Genomic DNA, 15355 nt, shown 5'->3' on the forward strand with positions numbered 1-15355 from the left:
GATCAATCGAGCCTTTCAAAAGAAGTTTCGGTGGCTGATCTCACCGCGATGCGATGAGAACCCTGGCATTGATCCTAGCAGTGCATTTTTGCTTGTAGCAATGTGGCTTGGCGCAGGGTTATTCTGCGTTTTTGCACGGCTATGAGGTGTGTTTCATGGATTGGGACAATTTGCGCTACTTCCTAGAACTTTCCCGTGCAAGCAAGTTGACGGTGGCTGCGCGTAGATTAGGGGTTGACCACACGACGGTTTCACGCCGTGTACAGGCTTTGGAAAAAAGCATGGATACTCAGTTGTTTCTTCGAGCAACTACGGGCTATAGCTTGACTGAAGCGGGACGGAATCTGTTGCCACACGCAGAGGCGATGGAAAACGCATGCTCGGCAATCGTACAATCCAAAGCTGGGCAGGGAGAGAGTCTTTCCGGGCAGGTGCGGATCGGTGTGACTGAGGGTTACGGATCCACCATGCTCGCTCCGCAATTGGTTGCGCTAACCAAGCGCTATCCAAATCTACGTATCGATTTATTGGCGGTACCGCGCATGGTGCAACTGTCGAGACATGAGGCCGATATCGTAATTACCTTAGAGCGGCCGGTACGTGGCCCGTTCATCATTACTAAACTCACTGATTACGTGCTCAAGCTCTATGCCTCGAGCAGTTATTTGGCGCAGCATCCGTCAATTGAAAGCCGCGAAGATCTGAGTAAACACAATTTCGTCAGTTATATCGAAGACTTGATGTACAGCAAAGAACTGCTTTATCTCGATGAAATAGGTCAGCCCCGTCACATTGTGCTACGGAGTACCAGCATTCTCGCGCAGCAACAGGCCGCCGCAGCCGGGGCGGGCATTGCCATTCTTCCATCATTCTCTGCAGATGCGGATCCATGTTTAAAACGAGTGCTGGGTGAGCAGATCGAGTTCACCAGGACGTTCTGGATGTTGATGCCAATTGAGTTCAAGGACATTGCTCGGATGAAGGCGACCTGGAGTTTCTTACGTGAGATGGCGGATGCAAACCAAAGGCTGCTAATGGGTCGTCTTGAAGTGCTATCAAATAGCATCTGACTCCTTAGGTATCTCTAACCATTATGGTTGAGATGCCTAGGTGGGCACCACGAAATTAGGGATTCACGCTGTTGCGAATGTTAAAGGTCCAGCAGAAGCCTTAATCCAAATATCGACTGGCGCGTTGAAAGGCGATTCCATTAGCTTCGCAATCGACTCATTGATCAGTTAAAGCAATCCCACGGCCTAACACTGCTTGGGTGACACGCCGTTGATGAAAATGGAGATGGTCTCTGTGATCAGGTGTTCCCTTTCCGATGTCGAAGGGCACTTGCCAAGCCCGAGCAAGCAACGCAATTGCAGATCACCGGTCAGGGCATCGAGGAAAATCTTTGCGCGGATATGGGCGTTGCCTGAGGTGATCAGTTCGGCTTCTTCGGCCCATTTGAAGTACTCGGCCAGGCAGTTGTAAGCCGTCGCCGGTGCGGCGTCAAAGAACGACCGCGCCGCCTCCGGAGCTCGAAGCGCTTCGGCAACAATCAAGCGGTGCAGGGCGATGGTGCGAGGTGAAAGCACCACATCCAGAAAGATCTTCGCGATGGTCGACAGGGCGTCTTGCAAGGGCTGTTGCTTGAGATCCATGTGGGTGAGGGGGCTGACATTCTCCGCACAGAGCTGCTCGATAATCGCCGAAAACAACCCTTCCTTGCCGCCAAAGTAGCTGTAGATCGTGCGCTTTGATCCACCGGTTTTCGCAATAAGCCCGTCGACACTGACCCCGGAGTACCCATCGGTGAGGAACATGTCGGTTGCCACTTTGAGAATGCTTTGCCGCTTTGCTGCCTGTTTGGGGGTAGGGGTTTCCATGTGGCGCTCGGGTATTCCTAAAAAGTACGCTGCGAAGTTTGCCATAGCGTACGCGGCTCTAGGTATGCGTTCCAGCCGGACAGGCATGCATCGAACGTTTAAGTAAGCCAAAAAAAATTACAAAAAAGGTGTTCAGCACTCTTGACCCGCTTTTCGTTTGGGTGCACCTTTCGTCTCAAGGGTACGGTAACGTACCGTACCATTTCGAAAATACATAAGAATAATAGAGGCACAGATCATGCGTTTTGTACGATTCGTAGAAGGCACTTCCAAAGGGCTGGGTATTGAGCAAGCGGGCGTCCTGCGCGGTTTGAACGAAAACGAAGCCGGCTACCCGGGTTCGCTCCATGACCTGCTCCAGGCAGGTGAGGGCGCATTGAAATCCGCCCACGAGCGTTTGAGCGATGCGCGTTTGCTGGATCCGTCGAAAATTCGTTACCTGCCACCTCTCGAGCGTCCAGGCAAGATTGTCTGTGTCGGCTTGAACTATGCCGATCACACCAAGGAAAGCCCATACGAGCAGCCGACCTACCCAACGTTTTTTCCTCGTTTCGCCTCGAGCCTGATTGGCCATGGCGAACCCATCATTCGTCCCCGTGTCTCCGAGCAACTGGATTTCGAAGGTGAACTGGCGGTCGTCATTGGTACCGGTGGCCGACACATCACCAAGGATCGCGCTCTGGAACATGTTGCGGGTTATGCGATCTTCAATGAAGCCTCAATCCGCGATTACCAGTTCAAATCGCCGCAATGGACGATTGGCAAGAACTTCGATGCTACGGGCGCGTTTGGCCCGACCTTCGTCAGTGCCGACGAACTGCCACCAGGCGCCAGCGGCCTGAAACTGGTGACTCGCCTCAATGGGGCGATCGTGCAGCAGGGCAACACCGCGGATATGATCTTCAGCGTCGTCGACCTGATTTCCACCCTCAGTGAAGCAGTCACTCTGGAGCCCGGTGATGTCATCGTCACCGGCACGCCTGCGGGGATCGGCTGGGCGCGCCGTCCACCGCTGTTCATGAAGCCTGGCGATCTGTGCACCGTAGAAATCGAAGGACTCGGCACGCTGAGCAATTTGATTGCCGACGAGCCTTCATCGGTCTGAAGCCACGCGTCAGATTCACTTTCGAGATAGCGGAACAACCGATCCGGCTGCACGTGGCCGACGGCTGACCCATCGATCCATGGCTGTCACATGTTTGCCGAACGACTTTGCCGTTCGCAGACCCTGCTGCCCTGAAATCGACGGACCTGTTGTTCCGCTCATTGAAGGGTGTGCCCGAACAAATCCAACCGGGCAGCCTTGAGTTTTGTCGATGGCCCGCTTCTAGAGCACCGCTCTGAAAGCGGCCAAGGAGGCACTTTCGTGTTGCAGATAAAAGACATCAACCACGTCGTCTACTGTCATCCCGATCTCGCGGTGATCGAACGCTTCCTGACCGATTTCGGCCTGGTCGTTATGCACCGGACCGAACAGCGGCTTTACCTGCGTGGGGCCTGTTCGCTGCCTTATGTGTATATCGCCGAAAAGGCCGAACACAGCAGCTTTGGCGCCATTGCATTCGCCGTCGAGAGTCTCGACGACCTGCACCAGGCCACTCAGCTGTCGGGTGCGTCAGCCATCCACGCACTAGAGGGGCCCGGAGGTGGGCAATGTGTCGTGCTGCACGATCCGTCCGGCCGCCGGATTGAGTTGGTCCACGGCATTGAACCGGTGGGTTCTCTAGACCTTCGCGCGGCGTTGACCATTAACTCGGCGCAAGAAAAACAGCGCTTCGGCGATGTGCAACGCCCCAATAAAGGTGCTGCGCAAGTGTTGCGTCTCGGCCATGCGGCAATCGGCGTACAGGACATGGTCGCGCATCTGGACTGGTACAAGCAGGTGCTTGGCATGCTGCCCTCCGATCTGGTGGTTGAAGAGCCCAATCGGGACTGCCCGGCGGCGGCCTTCCTGCGATTGAACCGTGGGAGTGCATGGACTGACCATCACACCATTGCACTGTTCCAGGCGGAAAAAGACTTCGTCCATCACGTTTCCTACGAGGTTCAAGACTTCGACGCGCAGTGCCTGGGACATGCTTGGATGACCCAGCAAGGCTGGTCGCCATTTTGGGGGGTGGGCCGACATGTGTTGGGCAGCCAGATCTTCGATTACTGGAGCGACCCGTCCGGCAACCTCATCGAGCATTTCACGGACGGTGACTTGTTCAACCAGGACTCACCGTCAGGCTTCACCCAAGCCTGTGACGATAGCCTCTATCAGTGGGGGCCACCGATGTCGGTGGAGTATTTCCTTGGTGGCAAGTGTGAAACGCAACAGACCGAACCTCGGTCTGCGACGTCCCGCCAGCGGCACAGTTGATCTCTCTCAAAAGGACCGATGCCATGAGTAAAGCAATGACCGAGCAGGGGCTTGACCTGCTGTTTCGCCAGGCCCGAAGCCAGAACGGCTGGCTCGATCAAACAGTGAGCGATGACACACTCAAAAACCTTTATGGCCTGATGCGTTGGGGGCCGACGAGTGCTAACGGTTGTCCGGCACGTATCGTGTTTGTGCGTAGCGCCGAGGCTAAACAGCGCCTGCTTCCGGCACTGAGCGCTGGCAACGTTGAAAAGACAATAAGTGCACCGGTGACTGCCATCATCGGTTACGACACGCTATTCCACGAGCAATTGCCCAAGCTGTTTCCGCACAATCCCGGCGTGCGCGATTGGTTTGCTGGGCAGCCGGAGTTGATCGAGTCAACGGCGCTACGCAACAGTTCGATGCAAGGCGGCTACTTCATCCTCGCGGCGCGCGCCTTGGGGCTCGACTGCGGTCCCATGTCCGGGTTTGATCATCAGTGGGTTGATCAAGCTTTTTTCACCCCTGACACCGACCGGCCGCCTGCCTTTGCCAGCATGCAGATCAAATCAAACTTCTTATGCAACCTCGGTTATGGCGATACCGCCAAGTTATTTGCACGCAGCCCGCGTCTCGAATTTGAGGAAGCCTGCCTGCTCCTCTAACTGACTACGCCCTCCGTAAAAAAAGTAAATCCCCCAGCCCGACTGATTGCGCGCTTTGGCTGATCGCGCCCGATCCATCGGACTGGCACAACAACAAAAATAAGGAAAACCACGATGAAATCTCTTTCGAAGTGGCATGTGCTTGTCGGCGGCTTCCTGGCGTATCTGTTCGATGCCATGGAAATCATCCTGCTGACTATCGCGCTGCCGGTGATCCGCCAGGATCTCGGCCTGAGCTTCAACGAGGCCGGTATGCTCGCTTCGGCGACCCTGCTGGGTATCGGTTTTAGCAGCATCACCACCGGCTGGTACTCCGATAACTTTGGTCGACGCAAGGCACTGCTCATATCGTTGATTGTGTTTGGTGTGCTGACCACCCTGGTTGCGACTACCCACAGTTGGGCCTTGCTCCTGTTGCTTCGCTTCCTTTCTGGGTTGGGGCTGGGTGGTGTCTGGGGAATTGTCTCTGCCTATGTGACGGAGACCTGGCCTGCGCATCAGCGTGCAAGAGCGACCGGTTTTGTGCTGAGTTCCTTCCCGATCGGCGCCGCCATCGCGGCAATGGCCGCGGCAAACTACCTGCCGGACTGGAAGATGCTATTTCTGGTGGCGGGTATCTCGACGCTGATCCCAGTGGCGTACCTCTTTTTCTTTGTGCCCGAATCCCGGGAATGGCAAGAGCAGAAGGCCAAGAGCCTTGCCAACCCCAAGCTTCAGATGCGCGTCTCGGTCAGCGAAATCTTTGCTCCTGAACTGCTGCGGCTGACCCTGTTGGGTACCCTGGCAGCCAGTTGTGCAGTCATCGGCTTCTGGGGCGCGAGCACTTGGTTGCCGACCTACCTGGTGCAAGAGCGTGGTCTAAACATGGGCATGATGGCCAATTTCATGGCAATCCTGAACATCGGCGCGTTCATCGGGATTAACGCATTTGGCTTCATTGCCGACCACATCGGCAAAAGAAACGCTACGTTGCTTTCACTGCTGGGCAGTGCCGTCATGCTGTCGATTTATGCCCTGACCACACAGAACGCCATCCTGTTCTGGCTGGGGCCGGTCTATGCCTTCTTCTATGCCTTTGCCAGTCTGTTCGCGTCGTACTTCAGCGCCCTTTACCCCACCCGGGTGCGCACGATCGGTGCCGGCTTCTGCTTCAACTTCGGCCGCGGCCTGGCGGCGTTTGCCCCGTTACTGTTGAGTGGTATTGCCACCCATTACAGCTTGGCGTTGGGGTTGCTGGTCTGCGCAGGCTTCTTTGCCTTGGCAACGATCACCATGTTTTTCATGCCCCATGCAGAAATCCCCGAGGTAAATTCTGCGCAAAGCGCGCCACTGGAAACCCGCCATTCGTAGATGAGAGTACTCATTCGGTTATTCCGCTAATCGCGGATGCGATCAACCGCCAAGCACGGAGTTTTAAGCATGTTAGAGCAACAGACAAAACAACACATTGAAGCCCTTGAAGTACGCCGTCGTCAGGCGATGATCGACTTGGACATGGACTTTCTGGAAGGCATCTATACCGACGATCTTACTTATAGCCACTCCGATGGTAAGAGCGATAGCAAGAGTGACTATCTGCAGGGAATGCGCGCAGGGATCTGGCACTATCGAAGTTTCGACAGTCAGCAAGAGCGCATACGTATGGTAGGAACCTGCGCCGTCATCACCGGGCTGATCGACATGGATGTGATTATTCGGGGTGAGCCCATGCTGTTGAACTCGCGTTATATCAGCGTCTGGAGAGAGGGCGACGCGGGTTGGCAAATAATGGCCTGGCAGTCCACGCGATATTCTAGAGGTTGAAGTTGATTTTAAGTGCGCAAGCGTTTCACCGTCTGCGTCGGACCGTTTTCAGTCACTAGCAGTGCATTTGATCGTTTGATCCCGGTCGTTATGACTAAGCGGGCGCGGGGTTCTCACGCCTGAAATCCATAGCGCTGAAACACTGTTCATACGGCTAACACATGGCTGAACTTATTGGAATCTTGACTATGTACGTACAACAACTACAAAAAACGTATTTCAAGGCACTTCTGGCTGCTGGCGTAATGAGCCTGGCCACGACCAGCGTAAACGCCAAGGAATGGAGCGATACCTTTGTCGGGTTTCGCTATGGCACCGACTTCACCGAGCCCAGCGTGCGGGGTAAGGTCCAGAAGGAGATCTACCAACTGGGTCATGTCAGCGGCAATGACACGGGTTCCAACTTCTTCAATCTGGACGTCCTGAAGTCCGACAGCAATGACCCGAAGAAGGACAGTAACTCCGGCGCGACAGAAGCCTATCTGGTCTATCGCCATCAACTGTTTCTGAGCAAGGTCTTTGACCGTTCAATGGCTTTCGGTCCGGTCAAGGAAGTGGCGCTGAGCAGTGGGGTCGAACTCAACTACAAGAACACCGAATTCGCGACCCGTAAGCGCATGTTGGTGGTGGGCCCGACACTCAAGTTCGACGTGCCCGGGTACCTGGATATCAGCCTGCTTTACGCCATGGAATGGAACCATTGTGGGTTGAACGCTTGCCAGACCGAGAACATTCAGTTCGATCCGTATTACGTGCTGCACATGGTGTGGGGTTTCCCATTTCAACTGGGCAGTGTGCCGCTCAAATTCCAAGGGTTCGCCAGTTACAAGACGCAGAAGGGCAAGGATTATTTTAAACAGGACACGGCCGAGGAAAGCCTGGTTCGCGCGTCGTTAATGGTCGATGTGGGGCAGATAGCCTTTGGCAGTAAAAACAAACTGCTGATCGGACCGGGCTACGAGTACTGGAAACACAAATATGGAGCGATCCACAAACCGGGTACTGACACCTACGCACCGACAGTGCATCTTGAGTGGCACTTCTGAACCGATAGGTATGATGCTAGCGGACTCTGTCCAACGCGTACGCTAACCATTGAGTTACCGCTTCCTTTTTGCTTCCTTGGTTGGGAGGCGGTTTTGGGCGCCCATAGGGGCGCCTATTTTTTGTGCATCTAACGGCCGGTTTCTGGCTGTCATGAGGGGCCGCAATCGCCCTAAGGGATCGCTCATACAAAGCTTATGTTATTTGCATTCGACGATGGATTTAACTTTGTAGCTACATCTGGCGGACCTCTTTCCAGATCAGTGTCCAATAAGCGGTCATCACGAAAATTTATAGCAGAGGCAATGAATACAATTTGTCTGATGGTGCTTCCAATCATTCTTCCATTGTGAATAACAGTGGTGTGCAAATGAGCGTGGTGACAATCAGACAAGGACACCTTTTGTCCTTGTCTCACTGAGTTGCCGCACTGTCGCCACGATGATCGGAGAATAAGAAATGCTCAATGCACGACAGTGGTTTACTCGCCTGGCGCTCGTGGTCCCGCTTTGTGCGGGTCTTCCACTTGCCAGTGCTGCGCAGCCGAATATCCTGGTGATCTTTGGCGACGATGTCGGGGTGAGCAATATCAGCGCCTATAACCAAGGGCTGATGGGTTACGAAACGCCCAGCATCGACCGTATTGCGAGAGAGGGCACCTCTTTTACCCACGCCTATGGCGAGCAGACCTGCACTGCCGGGCGAGCGGCCTTCAAACATGCAGCTCAGCACGTCCTATACCCGAGGCGAAGCGGACCTGACTGGGGTTGACCCCGCGAACCCGGGCTATGGATACATTTACAATGCTTCGGGAAAGGATGCTCATCATTGGGAACGAGATGTGGCCCTGCGTTATGCAGTGCCAGACGGCAAGGCCAAGGGAGTGACTGTAACGCTGCGTTGGGCTGCTCACCGTACAGGTGATGGCTATACGGCTCCGGGCAATATCCGTGGCAATTCGAACGCAGATGAGTACCGCATGATAGTCGATTATCCATTCAGTATTTTTTAGTAGGTTACAGAATGCGTGACTTGTGACAGCGGGTAGGGTTATCCATTCAGCCGGATACGTGAGTGACTGCTTTTGGCCCAGAGTGTGTAAAAACGCTCATGGCCTCATCGTCTTGGATCATTGACGTTCGTGGCGGAACGATCACAAGGCAAATGCTGCGTGTCGCATCAATCGCGACCTGGAACACGTCAACGCCGTTTTACAGTCTCTGGGATGGGCCAAAATCAGCCTTTTTTAGGCCAACAGCGCTTTAATCAAACCGTTGGCACCGATGATTTTCATGACCCCTTTCAAGTTGTAGGCGAGAACATTCAAGCTCATCTCCGCACTCACTCCGGCCAGTTTTCGCGTCAGGAAGTGTGTCGTCCCCATCCATTGTTTGAGCGTCCCGAAGGGATGCTCAACCGTCCGTTTTCGGACGCGCATCATCTCCGGTGCTTTGCTCAGCCGAAGCTGCATTTCCTCCAATACAACTTCATGCTCCCAGCGTCGAACTCGTCGTTCCGTGCTCGGGGTGCATTGCGACATCAACGCGCAGCCCTGGCATTTCGAACTCCAGTAACGATGCAACTTCAGGCCTTTTTCAACGTAGGAGTAGTGCCAGATCAGTGCCTCGCCAGCTCGACAAATGTATTCATTTTTTGAAGCGTCGTAGATGAAGGCATCATTGTTGAAACGCCCATCGGCTTTGGCTGCTGAGGTCATCGGCTTGGGCACATAGGCGGTAATACCTGCATCGTGACAAGCGAGGATTTGTTCGCTTTTGAAGTAACCTCGGTCAGCCACCACCGACAACGTATCTGAGGCCATCGCCTCGCGGGCTTGCTTGGCCATCGAGCAGAGTTGATCGCGGTCGGAACCAACGTTGGTCACCTCGTGCGCAACGATCAAATGGTGCTGCGTATCGACCGCTGTCTGCACGTTGTAGCCAACAATTCCCGTGCCGCGCGTCATCATGGAGCGGCTGTCTGGATCGGTCAGTGAGACCTGTTTATCCGGTGATTCATTGAGCTGAATTTCGATCGCCTGAAGCTCTTTCATTTGAGTTTTGAGCTTGGCGATTTTCTCTTCCGGCCGCACGGCGCTGGGCTCGGTAGCTGTTGGTTCTTGCCGATCAGCAGCATCGAGTGCCGTCAGGTAACGATTGATACTCGATTCAATTTCTTCCATTCGCCGCTTCAGTTTGGCGCTGGTGAAATTGCGGTCGCGGTTGTTGACGGCTTTAAATTTGCTGCCATCCATGGCGACCAGATGTTCTCCGAACAGTCCCAACTGCTGACACAACACGACGAACTGGCGGCAGACGCCTCTGATGGCTTTGCTGTTGTCTTTTCGGAAGTTGGCGATGGTCTTGAAGTCCGGCATCAAACGCCCGGTCAGCCACATCAGTTCGACGTTGCGTTGAGCTTCTCGCTCCAGCCATCGTCTCGACTGGATGCGGTTGAGATAACCGTAGCTAGATCTTCAACAAGACCGAGGGATGGTAAGCAGGTCGGCCAGTGTCGGCCGGAATGGCACCGTCAAAACCCAGTTTGGCCAGGTCGAGTTCATCGACGAAGACGTCGACTACGCGCACCGGGTTGGTATCGCTGACGTAGTCGTCGAGGCTCTCGGGAAGTAAGGTGCCTTGGCCTCGATGTTCACCTTGGATAAAGCGCTTCATGGGCGATCCCTACGATGAAATCCTAAGAAATCATAGCAAGGGTTCACGAAGGCGTTTTTACACACTCTGGGCCGTTTTCAGCCGGTCGCGACAGGCAGAAATCGGCCAATTCTGTTGAAAAAGTCGAAATTTCAGACTGGAAGACATTAAGGTTGGCCGTCACTTCAGAACCTATTCACCACGCTGGGTGGTTTTTGGGTTCTGCGTTGATCTTTGCAGCTTGGTTAGTAGGTTAATTTGAGGGTTTTTGCTGATTCCGTGCGTACCTATCCCGTGGCCGGCGGCCCTTGTGAGGTCAGTTTCGCCAGTCTTCTTAAATTCTGTACCGCAGCAGCCAAGGTAAATTCGTCGTTTGCACCGGTCATTCCCCGTAGCCTTAATCGATCCAGCTTCAGGATTCGTTTGAGGTGAGCGAACAACATTTCGACCTTTTTTCGCTCATGGCGAGAGCACACGTATTGCGGTGTTGCAGCAATTCGCCGAGCAACATTGCGTGCCGCCTCATGGACGCTACGGGCGATTTTTCGGAACGAGGTGTTTGGGCAGCAGCGCTCTTTTATCGAGCATTTAGAGCAGTCTGTTTGCCGGGATCGAAAGATGATGGTGTTGGCTTTCGTGACATGTGAGCGCTGGTTCTTGAAGGCCCGCCACTCGCTACGCAGGGCGTACCCCATGGGGCAACGATATTCCTGCACCTCTTCATTCCATTGAAAATCACTGATCGAGAGACTCTCGTTCTTACGCTCGGTTTTGTCTCACACCGGCACATGCGGCTCGATGTCTTTTTCGTCGACCATCCAGGCCAACATCGGTGCGGTTCCATAAGCGGTATCGCCGATGAGCCGATCCGGTTTGATATCGAAGCGCTCTTCGATCCGCTCAATCATGGACTTGGTGCTCTCGACCTCGGCGGTTCGATGAGCTGGCGTCGGTTCCACATTCATGATCACGCCATGCTCGACATCAATCAAGTAGTTCGTCGAGTAAGCGAAGAACGCCGGGCCTCCTGGCGCTGCGGTCCAACCAGAAAGCGGGTCAGTCAGCGACAGGCGCTTGGGCAGTGCTTCGCTCAATGCTTCTTCATCCAGCGCTTCAAGGTACTCACGGACGGCCCGAGTACTAAGCGACGGATCGCTCCAGTTGATCTCTTCATTTCCGGGTACGCCACGTTGCCGACTGGCGTCCGCCTTGATGACGCTGGCGTCCACAGCAAAACCTTCGCCTTTGACCAGACCTGCGTCCATGCAGCGACGCAGCACTTCGTTGAACAGCCAGCGAAACAACGAGCTGTCGCGAAAACGACCGTGCCGATTCTTGGAAAACGTAGAGTGATTGGGGACTTCGTCTTCGAGGCTCAACCGACAGAACCAGCGATATGCCTGGTTCAAATGAGCCTCTTCGCACAACCTGCGTTCGGAGCGAATGCCGTAGCAATAGCCCACGATCAGCAGGCGAATCATCAGTTCAGGATCAATCGAAGGACGCCCGATTGGGCTATAAAAGTCGGCGAGGTAATGGCGTAGATCGCTTAGATCGAGGCATCGATCAATGTTGCGCAGGAGGTGATTGGCTGGGATGTGATCTTCAATGCTGAACGAGTAAAACAGTCTCTCTTGCCCACTCGACAATTGTCCCATCATGCTGCGAATCCCCCCGCTGGCCGATGACCTGATTTTGCCGCAGGCCAGGCAGGAGATCTACTTTTTCAACAGAATCAGCCAGAAACGGACATTCTGGTGAGGCCCTAAGGAAACCAAAAATGTGCATTCTCTCCAAGAAGTTCCTGTGAGAGAGCACGGTTAATTCTGCTGTGACAACTTAAGCCAGCAAGCCCTTCGGGAAGGTACGCATGCAGCAGATTGAACAGAGCATCGATCGATATCTGGCGGAAATGGATTCGGCAGATTGGGCTTCGTCCGAAGTGGCTGAAGCCAAAGCAGAGCGGCTTAAAGAATAGATAGAAACACTGAAAAAGCAGATGCAGATACTCAAGGAAATGGAGGTGTAGTTCCACGAGCGTCCAGACCAACAAACCTCTCTTTCCGATCCAGATGCACGCTCAATGGCCGCGAGCGACCAAGGCACCGGACGGTTGGTCACAACGTCCAAACAGCGGCCGACGATAAGCACCATCTGATCATTGCCCACGAGGTGACGTTGGCAATGATCGTGGGCAGCTGAGCAATTTGGCGAACTAGGTGTATGAAGAAATCGAGGCGGAGTCGCTAACGGTGGTAGCCGACCGAAGCTATTGCAACGGTCTGGAAATCCTTGCCTGTGAGCAGGCTGGCATCACCACCTTCGTACCGAAACCCCTGACCTCCGGCAGCAAAGCCGAAGGCCGATTTGGTAATCAGGACTTCATCTACCTTGTTGCATCGGACGAGTATCGATGCCCTGCGGGACAGTTACTGACCCGGCGGCATTCTTCGGTGGAAGATGGCATGCTTCTGCACTGTTATTGGTTCTCGGGCTGCTAGTCCTGCGCAATGCAGAAGCAATGTGCGACGGGTAAGGTGCGCCGGGTAAAGCGCTGAGAACATAAAACTGCAGTCGAAGCGATGCGATGCGATGCCAGCTCGGCTGGAAAATGATCCAACGATGATTAGGCGTCGCCGGACCGTTGAACATCCTTTCGGAACGCTCAAATACTGGATGGGAAGTACCCACTTCCTGACCAAAACCCTGCCGCGGGTAAGCACCGGAGATGAGCCGTCATGTTCTCGCCTACAACCTCAAACGGATGATGACCATTTTCGGCACCGCAAGTCTGCTCGAAGCGAGCAGAACGTGAGTTCGCCGTCTGATCGTCCATGAGTGGTTGTTTGTGCAGCTGACGCGGCCCAAACAGCATCATGAACGCCTATGTACTTGGCTAAGGCAATTCGCGCTTTTCGCCTGCCGGTTTCACAGGTAACACCCGTAGCTCTCAGCTTTCGACGTACTCAGTGCGTTTCCATACAGCCTGGGCTGGTTGCTGCCTGTGAGAAAAGGCTGAAAACGACGGTGGGTTCAACCGCTCGACGCAACAGATTGGTTAAATCGTTTAACGGGCGTTTCGTGGTTTAGTATTTTTCGAGGCCCCCCCATTGTGGGTAGCCACCGGAGTCCGTGGTGCTCAGTAGTCTGTTGCTGATGCACGGTATACGGATCCTTGGCGAATGGAGTGGCAATGAAAAATAACGAAGAGCAAGAAAAGGACCCTGAGCGATACGCTATCGGCATGCCTCGCGTGTTGCGCGCGCACCAACCCGATCGTGAGGCGCGAGCCTTTCTGCGTCTGGCTAACCTTTCCATGGGCCTGCGTGCTGCGGAAGACTACTCGCTACACAGATTGCGCCAGGGCTGGCGATTGACGGCTCTGGCACTGGGGCGCCGCCCTCGGGTTGAGTCGGTGACCGAGCAACTGATTGACGGTCCGGGCGGCGCCATCGCCTTGCGTATCTTCAAACCTGAAGATGACGGGCAACCAAAGCCCGCGTTCATGTGGTTTTTCGGTGGCGGCTTCATCATCGGAGATCTGGACACCGCAGATGGCATCTGCCGCAGCATCACGCTGGGTGCCAACTGCATCGTCATTGCAGTACGCTATCGCCTGGCGCCTGAGCACGACTTGTCCGCCGGCCGGGCAGATGCGCTTGCGGCACTGGAATGGATGGCAAGCAATGGCGCAGGGTTGGGCATCGATACTACTCGCCTGGCGATTGGCGGTGATTCGGCGGGTGGCAATCTCTGTGCTGCCGTCGCCCAGGAAAGCCTGCGTCGCGGCGGCCCGGAGTTGAGCCTGCAAGTGCTGGTTTACCCGGCAACCGAACTGATTGAACGATTCCCTTCTTATGCGCAGAACGCATTCGGTCGAACCATGCTGACCGATCATGCTATGCAATGGATCGAGCGGACCCTGGCCCCTTCGTTCGCCACGCTGGATCTTTTCGACCCTTGGTATTCGCCACGCCGCAACCCGGACATGCGTGGTCTGGCGCCGGCAGTCCTTGTCAGTGCCGGTTTTGATCCGATTCGCGATGATGGCCTGGACTATGCCGCCCGCCTGCGCGCAGCCGACGTGCCGGTACAGCTGTTGCACTACCGGGGTCAGTTCCATGGGTTTCTCAACTTTGATTCGGTCAATTGCGCGAGTCGCGACGCGCTGCACCGTATCGGCGATGCATTAACCAACGTTTTCGCCCAACAGCCGGCGGCGAATAGGACAATCGAGATTGCCGACCGAGGACGACGCAAGCCTTCGCGCCTGCGCACCACCGCCGATGAAGTGGCCACCTCGACCCTGACCACCTGGGTTGTCACCGAGCGTTGGGGGATTGCCCTGTTGCGGTTGCTGTCGCCAAAGGCTGTCAGTGTCTGCCGCCTGTTGATCAGGCCCTGGTTGTTGCCCACCGTAATGATGCGGCGCAAAGCCATTTCCGGCCTTGACCGGCTGGCCGCACGCCAAACCTACCCGAGCGAGAAAAACTGCACTGTGAATCCTTGATCGAGGAACTTGTCATGGCATTACCTGATCCGTTCAAACTGTATCGCGATGCTATCACCCGGTTCGAAAACCGCATAAATGCCCTGGCCGCGCGCAATATTGATTCGAAGGAAGTGGGCCTTGTGATCGACCAGTACTCCAAGATCACGCTCGGATTGCAGCACCTGACGCAGACTTCGCTGGAACTGTTGTTCAGGCGTATGGACCTGCCCAGTCGGTCTGAAATCAATGTGCTTGCCGCTTGCTTGCAGCGTGTCGAGGACAAGCTCGACCAATTGGTTGCCACGCCCGCCCATGTAACCATTGCGCCGCGCCCCCCGCGCACACGACGCCCACTGGTTGAGGTACTCCCGGCGCCGCTGAATCTGGCATCCAAACGTAAGAAAAAGGTCGGAGGTGGTGATGACTCGGCCTCATGACAACAGGGACATCGGAATGTCGCTGGCCGACAGATTGCG

At 54.9% G+C, this 15355-nt stretch carries 11 protein-coding genes and 4 pseudogenes; 12 read left to right on the plus strand and 3 right to left on the minus strand.

Translation table 11 applies throughout. From position 1 onward, the window contains the following. The first annotated feature begins 155 nt into the window (after window positions 1-155). Window positions 156-1070 carry a LysR family transcriptional regulator gene (locus LOY55_RS14525; RefSeq protein WP_258668200.1) on the plus strand — a complete coding sequence of 305 codons (915 nt, stop codon included), beginning with the start codon at window positions 156-158 and terminating at the stop codon, window positions 1068-1070. Between the two features lie 186 nt (window positions 1071-1256). On the opposite strand, the gene LOY55_RS14530 is transcribed toward LOY55_RS14525, so the two are convergent. Continuing rightward, window positions 1257-1877, minus strand: coding sequence for a TetR/AcrR family transcriptional regulator (locus LOY55_RS14530; protein ID WP_258668201.1), 621 nt, complete (start codon window positions 1875-1877; stop codon window positions 1257-1259). Window positions 1878-2115: 238 nt separating this feature from the next. On the opposite strand from LOY55_RS14530, the gene LOY55_RS14535 reads away from it, so the two are divergent. From LOY55_RS14535 to LOY55_RS14570, 8 genes and pseudogenes are all read left to right on the plus strand, one after another. Continuing rightward, a complete protein-coding gene (locus LOY55_RS14535; protein WP_258668202.1) occupies window positions 2116-2982 on the plus strand; it encodes a fumarylacetoacetate hydrolase family protein in 867 nt (288 codons plus the stop codon). Between the two features lie 261 nt (window positions 2983-3243). Continuing rightward, window positions 3244-4239: a 2,4,5-trihydroxytoluene oxygenase gene (locus LOY55_RS14540; protein ID WP_258668203.1), complete on the plus strand. Its 996-nt coding sequence runs from the start codon at window positions 3244-3246 to the stop codon at window positions 4237-4239. Between the two features lie 23 nt (window positions 4240-4262). Then, on the plus strand, window positions 4263-4886 hold the full coding sequence (locus LOY55_RS14545) for a malonic semialdehyde reductase (RefSeq protein WP_258668327.1): 624 nt from the start codon (window positions 4263-4265) through the stop codon (window positions 4884-4886). A 114-nt stretch (window positions 4887-5000) separates the two neighbouring features. Continuing rightward, the gene (locus tag LOY55_RS14550; protein WP_258668204.1) at window positions 5001-6236 is read left to right on the plus strand and encodes an MFS transporter; all 1236 of its coding nucleotides are present in this window, start codon (window positions 5001-5003) and stop codon (window positions 6234-6236) included. Window positions 6237-6305: 69 nt separating this feature from the next. Beyond that, a complete protein-coding gene (locus LOY55_RS14555; RefSeq protein ID WP_258668205.1) occupies window positions 6306-6689 on the plus strand; it encodes a nuclear transport factor 2 family protein in 384 nt (127 codons plus the stop codon). A 188-nt stretch (window positions 6690-6877) separates the two neighbouring features. Beyond that, window positions 6878-7735 (plus strand): hypothetical protein, encoded by an 858-nt coding sequence (locus LOY55_RS14560; RefSeq protein WP_258668206.1) that lies wholly within the window; start codon window positions 6878-6880, stop codon window positions 7733-7735. 457 nt (window positions 7736-8192) lie between these two features. Further along, window positions 8193-8504: a sulfatase-like hydrolase/transferase gene (locus LOY55_RS14565; protein WP_258668207.1), complete on the plus strand. Its 312-nt coding sequence runs from the start codon at window positions 8193-8195 to the stop codon at window positions 8502-8504. Continuing rightward, window positions 8470-8745: pseudogene (locus LOY55_RS14570) on the plus strand (OprD family outer membrane porin); the annotation flags it as partial. The gene LOY55_RS14565 and the pseudogene LOY55_RS14570, both read left to right, overlap by 35 nt. Window positions 8746-8979: 234 nt before the next feature. Here LOY55_RS14570 and LOY55_RS14575 read toward each other — a convergent pair. Together LOY55_RS14575 and LOY55_RS14580 are read right to left on the minus strand one after the other, a co-directional pair. Then, window positions 8980-10408: pseudogene (locus tag LOY55_RS14575) on the minus strand (IS1182 family transposase). Between the two features lie 266 nt (window positions 10409-10674). Next, window positions 10675-12048, minus strand: a pseudogene (locus LOY55_RS14580) (transposase). Window positions 12049-12248: 200 nt separating this feature from the next. Here LOY55_RS14580 and LOY55_RS14585 point away from each other — a divergent pair. The 3 genes and pseudogenes from LOY55_RS14585 to LOY55_RS14595 all read left to right on the plus strand — a co-directional run. After that, a pseudogene (locus LOY55_RS14585) lies at window positions 12249-13202 on the plus strand (transposase); the annotation flags it as partial. Between the two features lie 378 nt (window positions 13203-13580). Then, entirely contained in the window at window positions 13581-14897 is a 1317-nt protein-coding gene (locus tag LOY55_RS14590) for an alpha/beta hydrolase (RefSeq protein WP_258668208.1), read from the plus strand. A 14-nt stretch (window positions 14898-14911) separates the two neighbouring features. Continuing rightward, entirely contained in the window at window positions 14912-15316 is a 405-nt protein-coding gene (locus LOY55_RS14595; RefSeq protein ID WP_258668209.1) for a hypothetical protein, read from the plus strand. The last annotated feature ends 39 nt before the right edge of the window (window positions 15317-15355 follow it).

It is taken from the genome of Pseudomonas sp. B21-040 (assembly GCF_024748695.1).
Lineage (GTDB): Bacteria > Pseudomonadota > Gammaproteobacteria > Pseudomonadales > Pseudomonadaceae > Aquipseudomonas.

Excerpts from the sequence above, each read along its gene's own strand:
- LOY55_RS14530 (WP_258668201.1), bottom strand. The coding sequence starts at position 1,877 with ATGGAAACCCCTACCCCCAAACAGGCAGCAAAGCGGCAAAGCATTCTC.
- LOY55_RS14545 (WP_258668327.1), top strand. The coding sequence starts at position 4,263 with ATGAGTAAAGCAATGACCGAGCAGGGGCTTGACCTGCTGTTTCGCCAG.
- LOY55_RS14595 (WP_258668209.1), top strand. The coding sequence starts at position 14,912 with ATGGCATTACCTGATCCGTTCAAACTGTATCGCGATGCTATCACCCGG.
- LOY55_RS14565 (WP_258668207.1), top strand. The coding sequence starts at position 8,193 with ATGCTCAATGCACGACAGTGGTTTACTCGCCTGGCGCTCGTGGTCCCG.
- LOY55_RS14555 (WP_258668205.1), top strand. The coding sequence starts at position 6,306 with ATGTTAGAGCAACAGACAAAACAACACATTGAAGCCCTTGAAGTACGC.
- LOY55_RS14590 (WP_258668208.1), top strand. The coding sequence starts at position 13,581 with ATGAAAAATAACGAAGAGCAAGAAAAGGACCCTGAGCGATACGCTATC.
- LOY55_RS14560 (WP_258668206.1), top strand. The coding sequence starts at position 6,878 with ATGTACGTACAACAACTACAAAAAACGTATTTCAAGGCACTTCTGGCT.
- LOY55_RS14550 (WP_258668204.1), top strand. The coding sequence starts at position 5,001 with ATGAAATCTCTTTCGAAGTGGCATGTGCTTGTCGGCGGCTTCCTGGCG.
- LOY55_RS14525 (WP_258668200.1), top strand. The coding sequence starts at position 156 with ATGGATTGGGACAATTTGCGCTACTTCCTAGAACTTTCCCGTGCAAGC.
- LOY55_RS14535 (WP_258668202.1), top strand. The coding sequence starts at position 2,116 with ATGCGTTTTGTACGATTCGTAGAAGGCACTTCCAAAGGGCTGGGTATT.